The organism is Bifidobacterium aquikefiri, from assembly GCF_002259795.1.
In the GTDB taxonomy this organism is placed as follows: domain Bacteria; phylum Actinomycetota; class Actinomycetes; order Actinomycetales; family Bifidobacteriaceae; genus Bombiscardovia; species Bombiscardovia aquikefiri.
On the sequence record NZ_MWXA01000005.1, the window covers coordinates 52,355 to 70,616 of the forward strand.

At 51.8% G+C, this 18,262-nt stretch carries 14 protein-coding genes; 11 read left to right on the plus strand and 3 right to left on the minus strand.

Annotation, left to right across the window (positions count from 1 at the left end):
* Positions 1 to 92: 92 nt before the first annotated feature.
* On the minus strand, positions 93 to 1,565 hold the full coding sequence (locus BAQU_RS04130) for a DUF349 domain-containing protein (RefSeq protein WP_094693030.1): 1,473 nt from the start codon (positions 1,563 to 1,565) through the stop codon (positions 93 to 95).
* Positions 1,566 to 1,647: 82 nt separating this feature from the next.
* On the opposite strand from BAQU_RS04130, the gene hisS reads away from it, so the two are divergent.
* The 7 genes from hisS to BAQU_RS04165 all read left to right on the plus strand — a co-directional run bounded on the left by hisS (position 1,648) and on the right by BAQU_RS04165 (position 8,579).
* The gene (gene hisS, locus BAQU_RS04135) at positions 1,648 to 3,039 is read left to right on the plus strand and encodes a histidine--tRNA ligase (protein WP_094693032.1); all 1,392 of its coding nucleotides are present in this window, start codon (positions 1,648 to 1,650) and stop codon (positions 3,037 to 3,039) included.
* A gap of 85 nt (positions 3,040 to 3,124) precedes the next feature.
* On the plus strand, positions 3,125 to 4,924 hold the full coding sequence (aspS, locus tag BAQU_RS04140; protein WP_094693034.1) for an aspartate--tRNA ligase: 1,800 nt from the start codon (positions 3,125 to 3,127) through the stop codon (positions 4,922 to 4,924).
* 122 nt (positions 4,925 to 5,046) lie between these two features.
* Complete coding sequence (locus tag BAQU_RS04145) at positions 5,047 to 6,033, plus strand: PPK2 family polyphosphate kinase (RefSeq protein WP_094693036.1); 987 nt, start codon at positions 5,047 to 5,049, stop codon at positions 6,031 to 6,033.
* A 184-nt stretch (positions 6,034 to 6,217) separates the two neighbouring features.
* Entirely contained in the window at positions 6,218 to 6,976 is a 759-nt protein-coding gene (locus BAQU_RS04150; RefSeq protein ID WP_094693038.1) for a TIGR04255 family protein, read from the plus strand.
* 10 nt (positions 6,977 to 6,986) lie between these two features.
* The gene (locus tag BAQU_RS04155; RefSeq protein WP_143241962.1) at positions 6,987 to 7,544 is read left to right on the plus strand and encodes a hypothetical protein; all 558 of its coding nucleotides are present in this window, start codon (positions 6,987 to 6,989) and stop codon (positions 7,542 to 7,544) included.
* A 222-nt stretch (positions 7,545 to 7,766) separates the two neighbouring features.
* Complete coding sequence (locus BAQU_RS10420; protein ID WP_158215636.1) at positions 7,767 to 8,072, plus strand: hypothetical protein; 306 nt, start codon at positions 7,767 to 7,769, stop codon at positions 8,070 to 8,072.
* Between the two features lie 294 nt (positions 8,073 to 8,366).
* Entirely contained in the window at positions 8,367 to 8,579 is a 213-nt protein-coding gene (locus tag BAQU_RS04165; RefSeq protein ID WP_094693044.1) for a hypothetical protein, read from the plus strand.
* 185 nt (positions 8,580 to 8,764) lie between these two features.
* On the opposite strand, the gene BAQU_RS04170 is transcribed toward BAQU_RS04165, so the two are convergent.
* Complete coding sequence (locus BAQU_RS04170) at positions 8,765 to 10,696, minus strand: glycoside hydrolase family 13 protein (RefSeq protein WP_094693046.1); 1,932 nt, start codon at positions 10,694 to 10,696, stop codon at positions 8,765 to 8,767.
* Between the two features lie 253 nt (positions 10,697 to 10,949).
* Here BAQU_RS04170 and BAQU_RS04175 point away from each other — a divergent pair, with 253 nt between their 5' ends.
* From BAQU_RS04175 to BAQU_RS04190, 4 genes are all read left to right on the plus strand, one after another.
* A complete protein-coding gene (locus BAQU_RS04175) occupies positions 10,950 to 11,987 on the plus strand; it encodes a LacI family DNA-binding transcriptional regulator (protein ID WP_094693048.1) in 1,038 nt (345 codons plus the stop codon).
* Positions 11,988 to 12,111: 124 nt separating this feature from the next.
* Positions 12,112 to 14,682 carry a DEAD/DEAH box helicase gene (locus BAQU_RS04180; protein ID WP_094693050.1) on the plus strand — a complete coding sequence of 857 codons (2,571 nt, stop codon included), beginning with the start codon at positions 12,112 to 12,114 and terminating at the stop codon, positions 14,680 to 14,682.
* A 10-nt stretch (positions 14,683 to 14,692) separates the two neighbouring features.
* On the plus strand, positions 14,693 to 16,087 hold the full coding sequence (locus BAQU_RS04185; RefSeq protein ID WP_094693896.1) for a replication-associated recombination protein A: 1,395 nt from the start codon (positions 14,693 to 14,695) through the stop codon (positions 16,085 to 16,087).
* Positions 16,088 to 16,289: 202 nt separating this feature from the next.
* Positions 16,290 to 17,012 (plus strand): ECF transporter S component, encoded by a 723-nt coding sequence (locus tag BAQU_RS04190; RefSeq protein ID WP_094693052.1) that lies wholly within the window; start codon positions 16,290 to 16,292, stop codon positions 17,010 to 17,012.
* A 95-nt stretch (positions 17,013 to 17,107) separates the two neighbouring features.
* Here BAQU_RS04190 and BAQU_RS04195 read toward each other — a convergent pair whose 3' ends face one another.
* Positions 17,108 to 18,154 (minus strand): Gfo/Idh/MocA family protein, encoded by a 1,047-nt coding sequence (locus BAQU_RS04195; RefSeq protein WP_094693898.1) that lies wholly within the window; start codon positions 18,152 to 18,154, stop codon positions 17,108 to 17,110.
* Between the last annotated feature and the right edge of the window lie 108 nt (positions 18,155 to 18,262).

The following is an 18,262-nucleotide window of genomic DNA, read 5'->3' on the forward strand; positions in this document are numbered from 1 at the left end:
ACAATGAGCGCTTTCGCTCACGATATACGAAAAGAATGCCTCTGACTACGAGCCATATGCGCAATCAGAGGCATTCTTTTCGGTTGAGAGCTTCAGCGAATGGCGTTCAGCCATTGTTCCTTCGTCGCCTTTTCAGCTTGAAGCTTCTTGATCTTCTTTGCATCGCTGGTCGCGGCGATCTGGTCATCGATTTCCTTGAGCTGCGCATTCAGCTGATCCTCGAAGCTGGTCTTGCGAGCATCGGCCTCAGGATCTGACTGCTTCCACACAGCATCCTCAACTGACTTGATCTGCTTATCGACGGCATCCAGACGGCTTTCGATGCGATGGACGTCCTCACGTGGGACATAGCCGATCTGATCCCATTCTTCTTGGATGGCTGCAAGCTGTTGACGTGCTTTCTTGGCGGCGGTGTCATCCTTGACGGGGAGCAGAGCCTCTGCCTTGGCGACAAGAGCCTCTTTCTTGACAAGGTTGGCCTTCTCATCACTTGAAGTCTGGTCGCGATCGCTTTGACGCGCGTTGAAGAAGGTGTCGGCGGCAGCGCGGAATTTGGCCCATAGGTCATCGTCCTCGCGACGACCTGCACGACCTGCCTGCTTCCAGCGATCCATCAATGCGTTGAAGCTGCGTGAAGTCTCGCCCCAGTCAGTGGAGTTCTCCATTGACTCAGCTTCGGCAATGATTGCTTCCTTGGCTTCTTTTGCCTTGGTATGCTCGGCATCTCGCATCTGTGCCCACTTGCGACGACCTTGATTGAATGTGGTGCGTGCAGAGGAGAATCGCTTCCACAATTCATCGGCAATGGTCTTGTCAAGCCTGACGCTGTTGCGCTGGTGATTCTGCCACTCGTCAAACAGCGAGCGGAATTTGTCTGCAGTGGAACGCCAATTGGTGTTGTCTCCGAGTGAGGCAGCCAATTTCTCCGCCTTCTCGACGATCACCGTGCGCTCTTGCCTGGCCAGATCCTGAGCCTTTTTGCGCTCGTCGGCCAGCTTCTGCCTCTTCTCGGCTCCCTCAGTCTTGAGACTGCCAAGCTGTGCTTTCAACGCTGTCAGATCGCCAACGACCTGTGGTTCTGCTGTCTCATTTTCCAATGTCTTCAGTGATTCATCGATTTCATGAGGCTTGATTGCGGCACTCTTCAGCCGTGCCTCGAACAGATCAAGTTTCGCCTTCAGCTCGAGATAGCGTGTCGCATAGAGATTGAGTGCCTCGCCAGGCTTGGCATCGGGGAATTCGCCGACTTTGCGATCGATGCCATTCTCGGTGACGAATACATCGCCCTTATCATCAACGTGGCCGAATGATTGCGCCTTCGCAATCGCCTCGTCCGAGTAGCTGACCGCCGCAAGTGGTGCAGATGGTTTGCCGGCTGGCTGCTTCTTTGCAAAGGCCGCAGGTGATGGCGCGTGAGGCTTGGGAACATTGGTATGTGCGGGCTGCTTCGAGGCTTCGAGATTGGACGCAGCTGGCCTCAGTGAAGACCCCTGCGAAGCGCTACCGTGATCGTTGTCTTGGGGTGTCTGAGTGTTTACGGGTGTGGTGGCTGTTTCATCGGCCATGGCCAGCTCCTTAGCTTGTGGGATAGAGGGATCGCGAAAGAGGGTGTCACCTTTTCCGCAACCTCACCTATTATATGGAATCGTGGCTAAAGGTGCATCATTATCCGGATTTCCGGAGTGGCTTCCCGAAGAACGGGTTGTCGAACAACAGGCAATTGATACGTTACGCAGGATTTTTGAGCTCAATGGGTTCCTGGGAATCGAGACCAGAGCGGTCGAACAAGGCTCCAGCCTGCTGAAAAAGGGAGAGACCAGCAAGGAGATCTATCTGCTGAGTCGACTTCAGGAGGAGGGTCAGGAAAATGACACGCCGATTGAGGATCGTCTGGGTCTGCATTTCGATTTGACGGTGCCTCTGAGTCGGTATGTGGTCGAGAATTCAGGCGCCCTGACATTTCCATTCAAGCGTTGGCAGATTCAAAAGGTCTGGCGCGGAGAGCGTCCCCAGGAGGGACGCTTCAGAGAGTTCATCCAGGCTGATATCGATGTGGTCGGCAATGGTGAGCTTCCAGAGCATTATGAGGTTGAGCTGCCGCTTGTCATGGTGAATGCAATGGAGAGCCTTCGAGCGTTCGGACTGCCCAAGGCAACTGTGCATGCCAATAATCGCAAGCTTTCCGAAGGTTTCTATCGGGGCATTGGTCTGAGCGACATTGAAGGCGTGCTTCGTGAAATCGACAAGCTTGACAAGGTCGGAGCCGACGAAGTGACCAAGCTTCTCATCGACACCTGCGGTGCTACATCAGATCAGGCCGATGCCTGCCTTCGACTCGCAGAACTTTCCGCATCGACGGGAGCGGATCTTGAATCGCAGTTCAATGAGCTCAGCAGGCAATGCGGCATCGACGAGACTTCCAAGGCTTTCGAACTGGCGCAACAGGGATTGTCAACCTTGGCCATGATTGTTGATGAATCGTCCAGGATTCGACCCGGCTCGGTCATCGCTGATTTGAAGATCGCGCGTGGGCTTGATTACTACACCGGATCGGTGTACGAGACTTTCTTGGAAGGTGCAGAATCGCTTGGTTCGATCTGCTCTGGCGGACGCTACGACAATCTCGCGTCTCAAGGGAATCGCAAATATCCAGGTGTCGGTCTTTCCATAGGTTTGTCGCGTCTTGTCTCCTATATGCTCCACGGTGCCCAGGCACACGCCTCGCGGGTTTCTCCTGCTTGCGTACTCGTCGCCGTCTGGAATGAGGAGAGCAGGGGAGAGAGCAATCGCATTGCACGTGAACTACGCGTCAGAGGCATCTCGACAGATGTCTCGCCAAAGGCTGTGAAGCTCGGCAAGCAAATCCGCTATGCCGATCATCTCGGCATCCCCTATGTCTGGTTCCCGGCAACTGATGATGCCGAGGAATCGGTGAAGAATATCGTTATGGGAGAACAGCTTCCGGCCGGCACGAAGTCTTGGACTCCAGATAGTGTGTATGCCCAGCAAACCGTGCAATTTGGCAGCGATAAAGGCTGATTTCCCCAGGGAATCCGGCAATCAGTTCTCCTGTTTTGCCAATTGAATGTTGTGTAATGGTGTGTCGAATAGGAATAGAGGAGTTATGGGCCAGTCGGCTTACAGAACGCATTATGCCACCGAAGTGACCGAGGCGGAGATCGGCAAGGACGTTACCGTCTCAGGTTGGGTTGATCGCAGAAGGGATCATGGTGGTGTGGCCTTCATCGATTTGCGTGATCAGACCGGCCTGGTTCAGATCGTTATCTACGATGAAGAGATTGCGCGACCCTTAAGAAGCGAATTCGTGGTCGAGATCAAGGGCGAGGTTCGCGCCCGTCCAGATGGCAATGAGAACACCCATCTTGCGACTGGCAAGATTGAAATAGTGGCAAGGGATGTCACGATTCTTGCAAAGTCCGAAGCCCTGCCCTTCCAGGTTTCCACAGCATTGGAGAATGAATCCGAAAACAAGCTTCCCGGCGAGGACACCAGACTGAAGTATCGTTATCTCGATCTGCGCCGTCCCGCCATGCAACGCACCATTCGCATGCGCGCCAAGATGAGCAAGGCAGCTCGCGAGGCTCTCGACGAGATGAACTTCTGCGAGATCGAAACACCGACACTTATCAAGTCCACGCCAGAGGGCGCACGTGACTTTCTTGTTCCCGCGCGCCTGATTCCAGGTTCATGGTATGCATTGCCGCAGTCACCACAGCTATTGAAACAGCTGCTGATGGTCAGCGGTTTCGAAAAGTACTATCAATTGGCTCGCTGCTACCGTGACGAGGACTTCCGTGCCGACCGTCAGCCTGAATTCACCCAGCTCGACATTGAAATGAGCTTTGTTGATCAGGAGGATGTCATGGCGATGGCCGAGAAGGTCATTGCGAATATCTGGAAGAGCGCAGGTTTTGAGGTCAAGCTTCCAATTCCGCGCATTTCCTGGACCGATGCGATGAACAAGTATGGTTCAGACAAGCCCGATCTTCGCTTCGGCAACCAGATTGTCGAGCTCACCGATTACTTCAAGAACACGCCGTTCCGCGTGTTCCAGAACCCTTACGTCGGTGCCGTGGTCTACAAGGGTGGTGCCTCACTTCCACGTCGACAGTTTGACGCATGGCAGGAATGGGCGAAGCAGCGCGGAGCCAAGGGTCTCGCGTATGTACAGTTTGAAGAAGACGGCAATCTTAAGGGACCGGTCGCCAAGAATCTCTCAGATGCAGAACGTAATGGCCTCAAAGAGGCAGTTCATGCCGAGAACGGTGATGCCGTGTTCTTCGCCGCAGGTCGTCGTGAGACCTCGCAGCTCCTGCTCGGTGCCGTTCGCGTTGAGATTGCACGTCGCCAGGGATTGCTCAAGCCAGATGAGTTCGCATTGACGTGGGTTGTCGACTTCCCGCTCTTCAAGCAGGCAGATGATCCTGACGATGATGACGTTGCAGTCGGCCACTCCAAGTGGACTTCGATGCATCATCCATTCACCATGCCAAGCGCGGATTGGATCGACAACTTTGACCAGGATCCTGAGCATGCCATGAGCGACAGCTACGACATTGTGTGTAACGGTGAGGAAATCGGCGGTGGTTCGGTCCGTATTCATCGTGATGACATTCAGAACCGTGTCTTGAAGGTTCTGGGCATCACGCCGGAAGAAGCTCAAGAGAAGTTCGGGTTCCTGCTTGATGCATTCAAGTTTGGTGCCCCTCCTCACGCTGGCATTGCTCTTGGCTGGGACCGCACGGCTCAGCTGCTCGCTGGTGTTGGTTCCATCAGAGACGTCATCGCATTCCCGAAGCTTGGCAGTGGCCAGGATGCACTTACCGGTGCCCCGGCGCCAATCACCGATGCGCAGCGCGCAGAAACTGGTGTTGACTACGATCCTGACGAGGACGAAGACTGATCTCCGCCCATTCCATGTGAGTTACTCCACACATACAACCCCCCGACTCATAGACGAAACGACTATTGTGGTATTCCCAAGGGGATGCCACAGGTCAAGGGTCTTATGAATCGAGGGGTTTCATGTCTCCAACAGGTGAAAAATTTGGCGCGCGTGAGTTGCGCAAAATTCAGGATCAGCAGATGCGCGAGCAGTCCAAACATCATAGACGCGACAAGATGCGAATGGTGCGTAAGGAATCTTCTGAGTTGAGCTCCATCTGGGATATTGATCCCGATGTTGCCTTGAGATTTCATGCGGGCCTGATTCTTGGGCAATTGGACTGCGGGTCAACCCCCGGATTCGAAGGTCGAAAGGCAGACGCCAAGGAATTTGTTTCGTTAAGCTCTTATGAAATCAACAGCTTTCAAGAACAGCTGTATGCGAATGGCATCAAAGGTTCACACAGGCGGATGCTGATTATCTTGCAAGGCATGGATACATCCGGCAAGGGCAGCATGGTCGAGCATGTGTTTAGCCAGTTAAGCCCTATGGGAATCCATTATCACGGATTTGCAGCACCAAGCCAAGAAGAACTCAATCATGACTACCTGTGGCGGATTCGTCGAGAATTGCCAAAAGATGGCTGGATTTCAATCTTCGACCGATCGCAATACGAGGATATTGTTATGCCGCGCATTTACGGAACCTATCCTCGCACTATCTGGGAATCTCGCTATGACGAGATCAACGCCTTCGAGCACCGTCTGGTTGATGATGGATGCTCCATCATCAAGATATTTCTCTGCATTTCCAAAGATTTTCAGAAGAAGCGATTCCTGAAGCGACTCGACGATCCGACCAAATTCTGGAAGTTCGATCCGAGCGATCTCAAAGCTCGCTCACACTGGGATGACTACATGAATGCATGGCAGGATGTCATGGAACGAACATCGACCAATTACGCGCCGTGGCATATCGTTCCCGCCAATCATCGCTGGTACTCCAGGGCGGTGCTTTCCCAGATACTGCGGGCGAGAATGCAAGAGATGAATCTTGCATGGCCACCCGCCGACTTCAATGTCGATATGGTCAAACACCAGCTCAACAATCCTGCGAGTACAGAATAAAGATTCTGTGTCCATGACGACGCCAGTACAGTGATAACGAATTCAAATGGGCAAATTCTCTGGTCTTGAGCCTTTACAGGAAACTTTGCACGAACTGATATCCAGAGTTTGATATTCTGTTGATTGTGAAATTGGACATGCAAGGGCTGCATAGTACGAGCTGCATAACATGAATGGATGACTTATGGAAACTGCTTCAATTGTGAAGAATGCCCCACTCATTAAGTCGCAATGCGTTCTGAGATGGAACAAAGTCGAGGCCGATTCAGCTCTCGATCCACATGAATTCAAGACCACATTTGCAAAATTTCATGTTGAGGGTATAACCGATTTGGATTCCGAATGGATGATTCCCCGAAGAATGGTTGAACGAGTTCCACATAATCGACCGTTCTATCACCTGTTCTATAGCTTCAAGGAAATAGGCGTTGATGTTGCCTTGGCTCACAATGAGGTGCGCATTTCCAGTGATAACTCCTATCAGACTTGGGTGGATTTCAGAGATGAAATTGATTTGGTGGTCAACGTACTTTCGGCTGTATTGGGGAAAGGCGATCATCATATTGATCTTATACGGCTTCAATATGTCGATGCTTTCCGCAGAGATATCTTGCGAGGGAAAAGCCCTGCAGACTTCGTTGAGGACGATCTGGGAATAACCATTACCCTGCCTCACCGCTTGTCGATAACAACAGGACAATTCACGACGCTGTCAACATTCATCGACTATCTGGCAGAGATTGATGAAAGCACTGATTTTAAACTCTCCATCGGCGAAGCAAAGATTGATCCAGATGAAAACGTCGCCATTTGTGATACGACTGTCATACGGAAGCAGCGATGCTCTTTCGATAGCATATCTGGCATATTGAACCTGATGCATGATGTTTCACACGATTTCTTCATTCGATTGATACAGCCAATCTCTAACAGATTCGAATAAAGGGGTGCCTATGACTGCGACATCGTTTGCTCCATATGTGTCGCCATTACGAGAGACGAGCGACTATCATCCGATTGCCAAAGTTAAGCAGCGGTTTGACATGGTGAACAGACCACAGATCGATGATGTATGTGATGAGTTCACCCTGGATTCACAACTATTCTATGACTCTTATGATTCCAGCCTGATTCAATCGCGTGAGCGGTATGATTTCGATATAACTTTTAATTTACGCGGCAAGGCGTTGGAAACTATTCGTGATTTCTCCGGTCTTGATGAAGAAGAACGACCTACGTATAAGTCTATGCAACATGCCTATCGGCTTGTGGATATTTTGGAAAATGTTGGTTTGCTAGACAAGCTTCAAATCTGGCCAACCGATAATGGGACGATTGAGTTTGGCAGAAGAATAGATGAAAGGCATCAATTCGTATTGGAAACTGGTAACAATGGCGTTCGTGGTCTTATCTTCGTTGGAGAAACAGAATATGAAATTGGAGAACAAACTTCCGAAAATGAACTTTCCCAATATCTCGCTGTTTTTTTGCATGATGTTCGGCGGAAATAAGAAGTCATGCAAGTGCAACAAGTCCCTGCGATAGCTGATTCTGAGATTCTGGCCAGATATATTCGTGATCCCCAGCATTTCCACAATAGAAGAAGGCATCAGAAGAAAAGGGGAGAAACGCTCGACTTTGTAGATTTGATTCCATTCAGACTGTTCCGTCCTCAAACTGGCGAGCAAGTCAGCTCTTTGGTGCGCAGAAGGTATGGCAACGCTGACACTGCCATGCACGCTGCCGACGTAGATGCCGTTGCATTTATAGAATTTGAAGCTGCTTGTACTCGACTCGTTGAAGTCAGTGTTGAGAGCGGAATCGTTTCGCTCTCCGTCAAAGCTGATCCGTTGGAAGGTTTTGACTCGCACGCGATTCTGTTTTCTCAAGAAATTGATGTGAAGCGTTATCCCAAGCAGCGTGGGGAAGAAATGGATAACGAGTTGAGAAAGCTGCTTACGCAACTCTATGAGAAGCTGTTTGCGATGTGTGGCGTACCTCAGTTGATTCCTGAAACGTTGGGAGAAGTAACAAGCTGAGTATTCTATATGGCTGCTGGTGATGCCACAGTAATGATATTTCTTGGTATCTTGAAAGTCGTGTAAGGACTATCGGGTACTCGACACGACTGACCATTGAGGTCTCCAGGAGACAAGCCGAGCTCGCGTTCGATATCAGCGGGAGAAGCATCGGGTTCCAGACCGACCGTATGCAAATAAAGTACCATTTTCGACATAACCGCTTCGAGATGACCATATGCCGTTTTAGGAGAAATATATAGCCTCAACAATTTTTCCAAGCCGGACTTTGTTGATGATTACCTGCAAACCCATGTGGTCAACTGGGGTAAGGATGGCATCGAGAACTATGAGTTCATCAAATCTAAAATTGCGAGCGAGGCGCTGGCGAAAAAGGAATTTGCAAAATCGATATGGTTCGAAAAAAATAAAATAGCAATATCGGATGATTACAAGGCAATTGCGCAGGAGCAGAAACCGGCAGCATCTGAAGCTGCATCGAAAAGCGCTGACACTAAAAAGCAGTAGGGCTATTGCAGAACAGGCCATGCAGATGCTCTCATGTGTGATGAGAGCATCTGCATGGATGAAAGCCAATCCTGTTTCCATATATTCATACGATGGGAAAGTATAGTGCCATCCACGCTGCAACTTGCATGGATGGCACTATACTTTCCGCGTGTTTTGAAACTACGAGATTACATACTCCGTGACTATCCGAGCATTATCCATGCAGTAGCATCTTGTGGCAGCTTGCCGTCATCGTTGAGTGGTGTCGATGTGAGTATGACTGTTCCGGTGGGCAATGACACCGACTCTGAGCCGAAATTGGTGATGCTTGCCCAACCGTTGGCACGTTTGTATGCAATGACTCCACCGAGTTGTCCATCGGCACCATCGTGAATCGAAGAGGTCTTGTCGTAGCCTTCAAGCCAGGTGAGCGTGGTGTTGTTCGTCTGCAGTTCGTGACGAAGCTGCAGGGCCCTCTGGTACAGATGAAGCATTGACTGAGGATCGCTTGATTCGACATCTGCCGCGAAATGTGCATACCAATCCGGCTGCGGCAGATGAGTCTCCTCGGCAACGTGGTTCGACCCGTCTGTCTTCTTGCTTGGCGAGAATCCAAAACTGCCGGATCCATCCTTCGGATTGATATGTCCAAAGCGGGAAATCACATCCTGCGTCACAGAGAATTCATGGACATCGACTGCATTCAGGATGGGGTGGTCTGATTCGACCCATGGCAGTGGCACTCGGCAACCGTCGCGACCCTTGCTTGAAGCTGCACCCGAAGTGCCGAAGCTCTCGGGATCCTGCAGCTGATTCCAAGGAATGTCTGGTACTTCAAACAAGCCAAGCTCTTCACCCTGATATACATAGGCGGAACCTGGCAACGCCAATTCAAGCATGATTGCTGCTCGTGATCGTCGTGTCCCCAGAGCTCGGTTCTCTATGAATGAACTGCCGTCTCGTAAGACCCAATCCTTTGCCTGCGTGTGATAGAGCCCATTTTTTGTAGGCACTTGAGGCAGCGCATATCTGGTGGCGTGACGAATCACATCGTGGTTCGACATCACCCATGTTGAGGTGGAGCCTGAACGGGCCGCCTGTTCGATGCCTTCTTCGATGGCCTGATGTATTTCGTTGCGAATCCAGTTCTTCTTGGCAAACTCGAAGTTGAAGATTTGCCCAAGCTCTTTCGGACTCGAATACAGATATTGTCTCGCTGGATTTACCCATGCTTCTGCAACGGCGAAACGAGGGGGATCATATTCATCGAAGACCGTGCGCCACTGCCTGAAGATTTCGTGAACCTCGTCACGATCATACAGCGGGTGGCTGCCATCTATTGGCAGCGGAAGCGTCGCGAGGGCGCTCCAGTCATTCAAATCGGTGCGGTTGAGATCCTTGGCGAGACCGTGCGCAACATCGACTCGGAACCCATCGGCTCCATGATCGCTCCAGAATCGCAGTGTCTTGATGAAGTCCTCTCGCACATCACGATTGTCCCAATTGAAATCGGGCTGTTCCTTTGCGAAGAGATGCAGATACCATTGACCGTCTGCTACGCGAGTCCATGCAGAACCACCGAAATTGCCAATCCAGTCAGTAGGAGGCAGCTCACCTTGAGCTCCGCGTCCGTCGCGGAAAATATAGCGCTGCCTTGCTGCCGAATTCGGTTCAGCAATGAGCGCCTCCTGGAACCAGGGATGCAGATTCGAAGAATGATTTGGCACAATATCGACAACGATCTTCAGACCGTGGGCATGGGCGGCGGCAGATAGGTCGTCAAAATCAGCCATTGTTCCGAGTTTGGGATCAACGTTGCGGTAGTTTGCAACGTCGTATCCACCATCGGCCAATGCTGAAGGATAGAACGGTGACAGCCATATGCAGTCAACGCCCAGTTGCTGCAGATAATCGATCTTGCTCGTGATTCCGGCTATGTCACCGAGTCCAGAACCCGTCGAGTCTTTGAATGAACGAGGGTAGATCTGATAGACAACGGCCTGCTTCCACCATGTCTGGGGAGAACTGGCATTGAGATCGGCCAATTCCAATGGTTGATTGTTGCCAGTTTCTGAGGTATCTATAAAAGCGCTTGCATCAGAGTTATTTGCTACTGAAGCGTTAGGTAAGTTCATTTGGTATTCTCCTCGTTGAGATGCTCAACAGCCACGTAGTGCAGAGGTGTGAGATATTTCTTTATCACAGATAATTGTAACAGCGCTTGCACAATGTTTCACCGGGTGTCATGCATATTCCCTGCAATCTTTCCAACGCGAGCATGAATGGGAAGCTCATATGAGTATTGGTGCATGACTTGCACTCTATATGTCATAAACTACTCAAGGAAGAATCGATCTGTTAAGCAGACAAGAAATGTTGGAGGCCTGAATGGGCAGGATCACACTACATGATGTAGCCGAAGCTGCAGGAGTGTCAGATTCCACGGTATCGCGAGCCTTGCGTGGACTGAACAAGGTCAATCCGAAAACCAGAATCAAAATCGAGGAGATCGCCAAACAGTATCATTTCGTGCTCTCAAGAAGTGCTTCATCATTGGCTTCGGGCAAAACCATGAAAGTTACCATGCTTTTTACCGAGGCTTTGAACACATGGTTCAATTCCTCGTCTCTGCAAGGTACCTACGAAGTTCTTTCGGAACATGGATATGATCTGATTCCCCATATTGCACAAAGCGCGACATCGCTCAACAATTATTTTGAATCCCTTATTGGCAATCAAAACAGCGATGCGCTCATGGTCGTCTCCCTGAGCCTGACTGAACGGCAGAGAGACATTCTTGGTCGAACTTCCATGCCTGTCATTGGATTCGATTCCAGGGGCATCGAAGGATTTGACGCCACTGTCAGAATCGATGAGGAGGACGCCATGGCAGCGGCAGTGCGTCTGCTGAACTCGCTGGGGCATCGTAACATCGGCTTCGTATCCATGCCTAATGTTTCCGGACTGCTCTTCAGTTCTCAGCTTCGCGGCGAAGCATTTCGCAAAGCCGCCAGAAGTCAGGGATATTCCGAAAATGCGATCGAGCACTTCAATCCTGGAAGCCGTGATGAGTTCAGATCGATGGACGATGCCGCTTCGTCCGTGGTCGCAAGCATTCTCTCAAGTCCAGTGCATCCGAGTGCAATCTGTGTGGAAACGGACGATTTCGCAGTGGCTTTGATTTCCAGCCTACGAAGATTCGACATTCGTGTGCCTCAGGACATCTCAATCATAGGTTTTGACGACTATTCGCTTGCACCACTTGCTGGGCTGACAACATTCCATCAGAATCCCGTGGAAATGGGTCGCATCGCCGCACAGCAAATTTTGTCATTGCTCGGAGGCGAGCAGCTTGCACAGCCGCATGTGAAGATGCACGCCTCTCTTGTGCTGCGTGATACCACTGTGGCATTTCTCGATAAATAGCGTGCCAAGGAATAGTCTTGAATGCAGATATCATGTACTCGAAAATATTGAGAGTGAGGTTTTCAGCGTGTCATCGTCTCCAATAGGATTTTCAGGGCCTTCATCAGGAGAAAGTTCAGCGTCGATGCTCCCGGAGGAAGAGGTGACGCTTCGAGACCTCATACCAAGCCTTGGTGAGGATTCCAGATCCATCGGTGCCGACGAGATCTACGATCGCTTCTTTGCCTGGGTTCAAAGCCGCGGCATCACACCATGGCCACACCAGGAAGATGCGGTGTTGAGCCTGCTTTCGGGAAACCATGTGATCCTGAGCACACCGACAGGATCAGGCAAGTCGTTGGTCGCGCTTGGCATGCACTATGCGGCCCTTTGCACAGGCAGACGCTCATACTACACGGCACCAATCAAGGCGCTGGTGAGCGAGAAATTCTTCGATCTGGTGAAGCTGCTCGGCCGTGAGAACGTTGGCATGATTACCGGCGACACGCACATCAACACGGATGCGCCGGTCATCTGCTGCACGGCAGAAATCCTTGCGAATCAGGCACTGCGAGAAGGCATACATGCTGAAGTCGGATGTGTCGCAATGGATGAATTCCATTATTACGGCGATTATGAACGGGGCTGGGCATGGCAGGTGCCTTTGCTGACTCTGCCCAGAACACAGTTCCTGCTCATGTCGGCCACGCTTGGCGATGTGAGCGATCTGGCCGCTTCCCTTGAGGATTCGACCGGTACCGATGTTGACGTGATCGACGATGCTCCGCGCCCGGTCCCATTGAGCTACGAATATGTCGACACGCAACTGCCATCAACGCTTGAAGAACTCATCGGCAAAGGCGATACCCCGGTTTATATCGTGCATTTCTCGCAGGATGCAGCCTTGGAAACGGCTCAGGCGCTGTCAAGCACCGGCATCTCAGACAAGCAGCAGCGCGAGAATATCAAGGAAGCCATCAAGGGAACTCGATTCACGACAGCGTTCGGCCAGATTCTGCAACGTCTGCTTCGTACCGGTGTAGGCGTCCATCATGCTGGCATGCTTCCCCGATATCGCAGACTTGTCGAGCAGCTCGCACAGCAGGGGCTGCTTCCGGTTATTTGCGGAACCGATACGCTTGGCGTGGGTATCAATGTCCCGATTCATACCGTGGTGCTTACGGCGCTTACCAAATTTGACGGACGTCGACAACGCCGTCTGCGCTCGCGTGAATTCCATCAGATCGCTGGACGCGCAGGACGTATGGGCTTCGATTCCGAAGGTCTTGTCGTTGCCGAAGCTCCAGAATATGAGATTGAGAATGCCAGGGCAATCGCCAAGGCCGGCAACGATCCCAGGAAGCTCAAACGCATCAAGCGCAAGAAACCGCCGGAGGGATTCGTTACCTGGAACGAAAGTACCTTCAACAAGCTGATTGAGGCGCAACCTGAGAAGCTGACACCTCACCTCGACATCACCCATTCGATGATTCTCAACGAAGTGGTACAGGGTGGAGACGCTCGTGCACGCGTTGATCGCCTGATTGACGATTCGTTGCAGACGGACCAGCAGAAAACGCAGCTGCACGAGCGCGCAGGAGAAATCTTCCAGACGCTGATCGACTCCGATGTCATTGAAATCGAGCAGGACGACGATGGCAACGATGATTTCTTCACAACCGTCGATCTGCCTGAGGATTTCGCACTCGATCAGCCACTTTCACCCTTCTTGCTGGCTTCACTGGAGCTGCTGGATCCGCAATCGCCAACATACGCACTGGATGTCATTTCGATGGTTGAGGCCACGCTGGAAAACCCACGTCAGGTATTGCGCGCTCAGGAGCGACAGGCGAAGGACCAGGCGATGATGACCATGAAGGAAGAAGGCGTGGAATACGACGATCGCATGGATCGTCTTGCTGAAATCACCTATCCGAAACCTCTTGAAGAGCTGCTCGAATCGGCATATGAACAGTATTGCAAGGACGTTCCGTGGGCGAATGATTATGAGCTGAATCCAAAATCCGTAGTTCGAGACATGATAGAAACCGCATCCGATTTCAAGGGTTACATTGGCAGATATGGGATTTCTCGATCCGAAGGCACGCTGCTTCGATATCTGAGCGATGCGTATAGAGCATTGAGCCGTACCGTCCCTGTCGAAAAATGTGACGATCAGCTAGAAGACATCATCTCTTGGCTCAGGGTGGTTGTACGCTCGGTCGACTCCTCACTGGTCGACGAGTGGGAATCCGCTGGAGAAACCGAGAACCCTGGCGATGGGCTCACTGCAGCGCCACCGATAGGAGAAGCTCAGATTGTTGCAGATCGACCAGGCTTGCAGGTGCTCATCCGCAATGCGATGTTTACTCGAGTCCAGCTGGTGGCATTCGACGATGCCGAAAAGCTCGGCGACTTGGATTCCGAGTGGAGCTATGGCGTTCATCGTTGGGAAGATGCACTCGATGACCTCTATGATGCTCATGAATCGATTGGTGTTGACGGCGAGGCACGTTCCTCCACATTCATCACGTTTGACGAGCATCTGGAACGTAGCGATCATCGATGGTTTGTCCGTCAGATTTTCGACGACGTTGATGACGACCATGATTGGGGGATAGCGGCATACGTTGACCTGGACGAAACGCAGAATCGTGGCGAAGCCGTCTTCGATGATTATACGGTCGGCCCAATTGAAGAATTGAACCTGGATTAGAGTGGAGCATATGAGTCAAGATTTGTTCAGTGCCGCCGAAATTCCCGAAGATGCCATGACCAGACCGCTTGCCGTGCGCATGAGGCCTACCACCTTGCAGCAGGTCTTAGGCCAGTCGGCAGTATTGAAACCAGGCTCACCACTGCAACGGCTTGCCACGCCGGCTTCGAAGGGTTCGGTGACGTCACCCAGTTCGGTCATTCTCTTCGGTCCTCCAGGAGTGGGCAAAACCACACTCGCGCATATAGTGGCTCAGCAATCGGAACGCGAATTCGAAGAACTCTCAGCCGTGACTTCAGGCGTCAAGGATGTTCGCGAGGTGCTGCAGCGTGCTCGCGAACGCTTGGTCACGCAGGGCACGGAAACCGTGCTGTTCATTGATGAAGTGCACCGTTTCTCGAAGTCCCAGCAGGATGCTCTGCTTCCGAGCGTTGAGAATCGTGATGTGACCTTTATCGCGGCAACCACCGAAAATCCCAGCTTTTCCGTGATTTCCCCACTGTTGTCGCGTTCCGTCGTCGTCAAGCTCGAGGCACTGGACGACCATGATCTTGTTTCCGTGATACATCGTGCAATAGAAGACAGTCGAGGTTTGAACGATCAGGTCAAAATCGACGATCAGGCGGTCGATCAGATCGTTCGTCTCTCTGGGGGAGATGCGCGCAAGGCCCTCACCATTCTGGAAGCCGCAGCCGGGTCGATGACTGGAGACAAGAAACGCAAAAAGGGCAGCAGAAAGCCTGTCATCAGGCCAGATGTGGTGTCTTCAGTGATGGATATCGCCACTGTTCGCTATGACAGGCAGGGTGATGACCATTACGATGTCATCAGTGCATTCATCAAATCCATGCGTGGTTCGGATGTCGATGCAGCGCTGCACTATCTCGCACGCATGATTCGCGCAGGCGAAGATCCACGGTTCATAGCACGGCGTATCATGATCGCTTCAGCTGAAGAGGTGGGCATGGCGGCACCGCAGATACTGCAGACCACGGTAGCTGCTGCTCAGGCTGTCGCAATGATTGGTATGCCCGAGGCTCGAATAATTCTCGCCGAGGCAGTCGTCGCCGTGGCCACGGCGCCAAAATCGAATGCGAGCTATAAGGCGATGGATGCCGCGCTCGCCGACGTTGATGCTGGTCGTATCGGTGAAGTGCCCCTGCACTTGCGCAACGCCCCCACCAAGCTCATGAAGACCTGGGGCAACCATGAGGGCTATCAGTATGCCCATGATGCACCAGGGGCCGTCGCTGAGCAGGAATATATGCCTGAGGAACTCAGGGGACATGAATATTACCACCCCAATGATCGAGGTTATGAGCATGATATCGGTCCGCGGCTCGAACGTATCCGCGAGATCCTGCATGGTAGCAAGCCGACCGGTCCACACAAGAAACTATCGTGAAGTTGCAAGACACGGGAGCTGGAAAGCTGAGAGGGAGATCAACATCTCCGACCGTTGAACGTGAAGCGGCTAGTACCGTCGAACGAAGTCAATTCCTATCTTGGTAATCCTTCTCGTGATACCTATGTCTGTGTTCGTTCAATGGCACATGAGTCATTCGTGTGCAATCCAGCGTGCGCAGACGAGATTATCGGAGGAGAGCATGTCTGCACCTACGCAACATACAACACGTAATTCAACCTCAACCGCAACCGCGGCAGAGGAATCTACCGCGCCATCAACGCCGGCAACCCAACGTTTGCAAGGGGTAGCCGCACCCAAACGTCGCACCAATGCCCGTTGGCGCCCGATTGACATCACCGTCGCATCGGTCATTGCCGTTGCTTGCGGTTTGGTCTTTTGGATGTTCGATCTGGTCGTAACCGCACCATCGGCGTTCCTCGAAGGCCTGATTCCAGGACTGTCCGGTCTGATCAGTGGCTTCTGGTACATTGCCGGGCCTCTTGCCATCATCATCGTGCGCAAGCCTGGCGCAGCGATCTACGCAGAAACAATCGGGGGATTGCTTGAATTGGCACTTGGCAATCAGTGGGGCTTCTCTGGCTCGCTGGTAGCTGGACTCGTTCAGGGCGTTTTCAGCGAACTCGTGTTCGCTATCGTCATGTATCGGATGTGGAATGCGTGGACTGCCACACTTTCCGGGCTGGTTACCGGGCTCGGTGGCTCGCTCTATTCACTGATCGTATTGCAGTCTGGGTTGAACGCAGGTGGCGCCTACGTGGTCACGAACATCATTGCGAATTGCATTTCCGGTGCTGTCATTTCCGGAATTCTGATGTGGTATCTCTACATTGCCATTGCCAAGTCTGGAGCATTGTCACACTTTGCTTCCGGTCGCATGGTGTTTGACAAGGTGAGCAGCTGATACCGATTCCCCATCACTCTCATATGGTGCTGGACGACATCACTGATATGGCGAGAGAAATAGGGGGAATCGATCGATCCGGTTCCGTTGAACCATCAATCCTCGAACGGATAGGTCATTCCCCAGATATCTCTGATGTTGTCCTCCAATGAGACCAATCGCAATGTATCTTCATGCGTCATTTCAGGGCATTGAGTCTCGCCATCAAGGATCGCGTTGGCAGCAGAGGCAACTTCATATTCGTATCCCGTAAGCTGCTGAGGAATGTCAACGTGCCTCGAAAGACGATGCCCGTCTTCATAGATATCAATGCCATCGATGTTATTGATATTGTTACAAATCATGTATCCATTGCTGCCCCAGACAATGCCTTGGGCATCGCTCATGCCCAGCATGGAGCAGGATGCCACGCCCATATGCCCATTCTCATAATGCAAGGTAGTCGAGCTTTGTGCATCAACGCCGGTTTCGAAGAAGGACGCGCTGCTCTGGAGCGACGACAGCTGCTGCGGTCCTAAGACCATATCGATGAAATTGAGCGGATAGATGCCAACATCCAAGAGTGCTCCACCGGCAAGGTTCGGGTCGACCATTCGTTTGACACCAGTCAGCGGATATCCAAGATTTGCCGTTACCGTGGTGACATCTCCGATAACGTTTGATAGCAGCAGATCATCAATGATTGTGCGCGAAGGCATATAACGAGTCCAGATAGCCTCAGTGCAGAGCAACCCTGTGGATTCTGCAACGCCGAGAACTGCATCTGCCTGTTCGCGGTTGGCGGTGAATGACTTTTCCACCAGAACATTCTTACCGTTGCGCATGCACAGTATCGCATGTTCGGCATGGAAATTATGCGGTGTTGCTATATAGACCAAGTCAACGTCATCGTCTTCAGCCAGCTCCTCGTATGACCCGTAATGCACAGGAATGGTGAAACGGTTGGCAAACTCTGCTGCTCGACGCTCATCACGAGAGGCGACTGCATGCAGTGCCACGAGATTGCGATAGCGCTCGTCGTTGCTCATTGCCGATATGGTTCTTGCCATGGCGTTGGCTATGTTTCCTGCACCAAGAATCGCGATGGAAACTGGTTTTCCCTCGTCTTCGAAGGCACTGCGATTGCCATTCATGCTGCTCATGAAATCCACCCCTTTGTTTCAAACCTGAGAAAGTGCTTACACCTGGAATGCCTTACCAAGCAGCAGAGCATGCGTGGTTGAAGAAACATTCCAGGAATTCACCAAACG

What these genes read in the sequence shown, in the direction of transcription:
- BAQU_RS04130 (WP_094693030.1), bottom strand. Translation starts at nt 1,565, where the DNA reads ATGGCCGATGAAACAGCCACCACACCCGTAAACACTCAGACACCCCAA.
- BAQU_RS04180 (WP_094693050.1), top strand. Translation starts at nt 12,112, where the DNA reads ATGCTCCCGGAGGAAGAGGTGACGCTTCGAGACCTCATACCAAGCCTT.
- BAQU_RS04170 (WP_094693046.1), bottom strand. Translation starts at nt 10,696, where the DNA reads ATGAACTTACCTAACGCTTCAGTAGCAAATAACTCTGATGCAAGCGCT.
- BAQU_RS04145 (WP_094693036.1), top strand. Translation starts at nt 5,047, where the DNA reads ATGTCTCCAACAGGTGAAAAATTTGGCGCGCGTGAGTTGCGCAAAATT.
- BAQU_RS04185 (WP_094693896.1), top strand. Translation starts at nt 14,693, where the DNA reads ATGAGTCAAGATTTGTTCAGTGCCGCCGAAATTCCCGAAGATGCCATG.
- BAQU_RS04150 (WP_094693038.1), top strand. Translation starts at nt 6,218, where the DNA reads ATGGAAACTGCTTCAATTGTGAAGAATGCCCCACTCATTAAGTCGCAA.
- BAQU_RS04190 (WP_094693052.1), top strand. Translation starts at nt 16,290, where the DNA reads ATGTCTGCACCTACGCAACATACAACACGTAATTCAACCTCAACCGCA.
- BAQU_RS10420 (WP_158215636.1), top strand. Translation starts at nt 7,767, where the DNA reads ATGCACGCTGCCGACGTAGATGCCGTTGCATTTATAGAATTTGAAGCT.
- BAQU_RS04155 (WP_143241962.1), top strand. Translation starts at nt 6,987, where the DNA reads ATGACTGCGACATCGTTTGCTCCATATGTGTCGCCATTACGAGAGACG.
- BAQU_RS04175 (WP_094693048.1), top strand. Translation starts at nt 10,950, where the DNA reads ATGGGCAGGATCACACTACATGATGTAGCCGAAGCTGCAGGAGTGTCA.
- aspS (WP_094693034.1), top strand. Translation starts at nt 3,125, where the DNA reads ATGGGCCAGTCGGCTTACAGAACGCATTATGCCACCGAAGTGACCGAG.
- BAQU_RS04195 (WP_094693898.1), bottom strand. Translation starts at nt 18,154, where the DNA reads ATGAGCAGCATGAATGGCAATCGCAGTGCCTTCGAAGACGAGGGAAAA.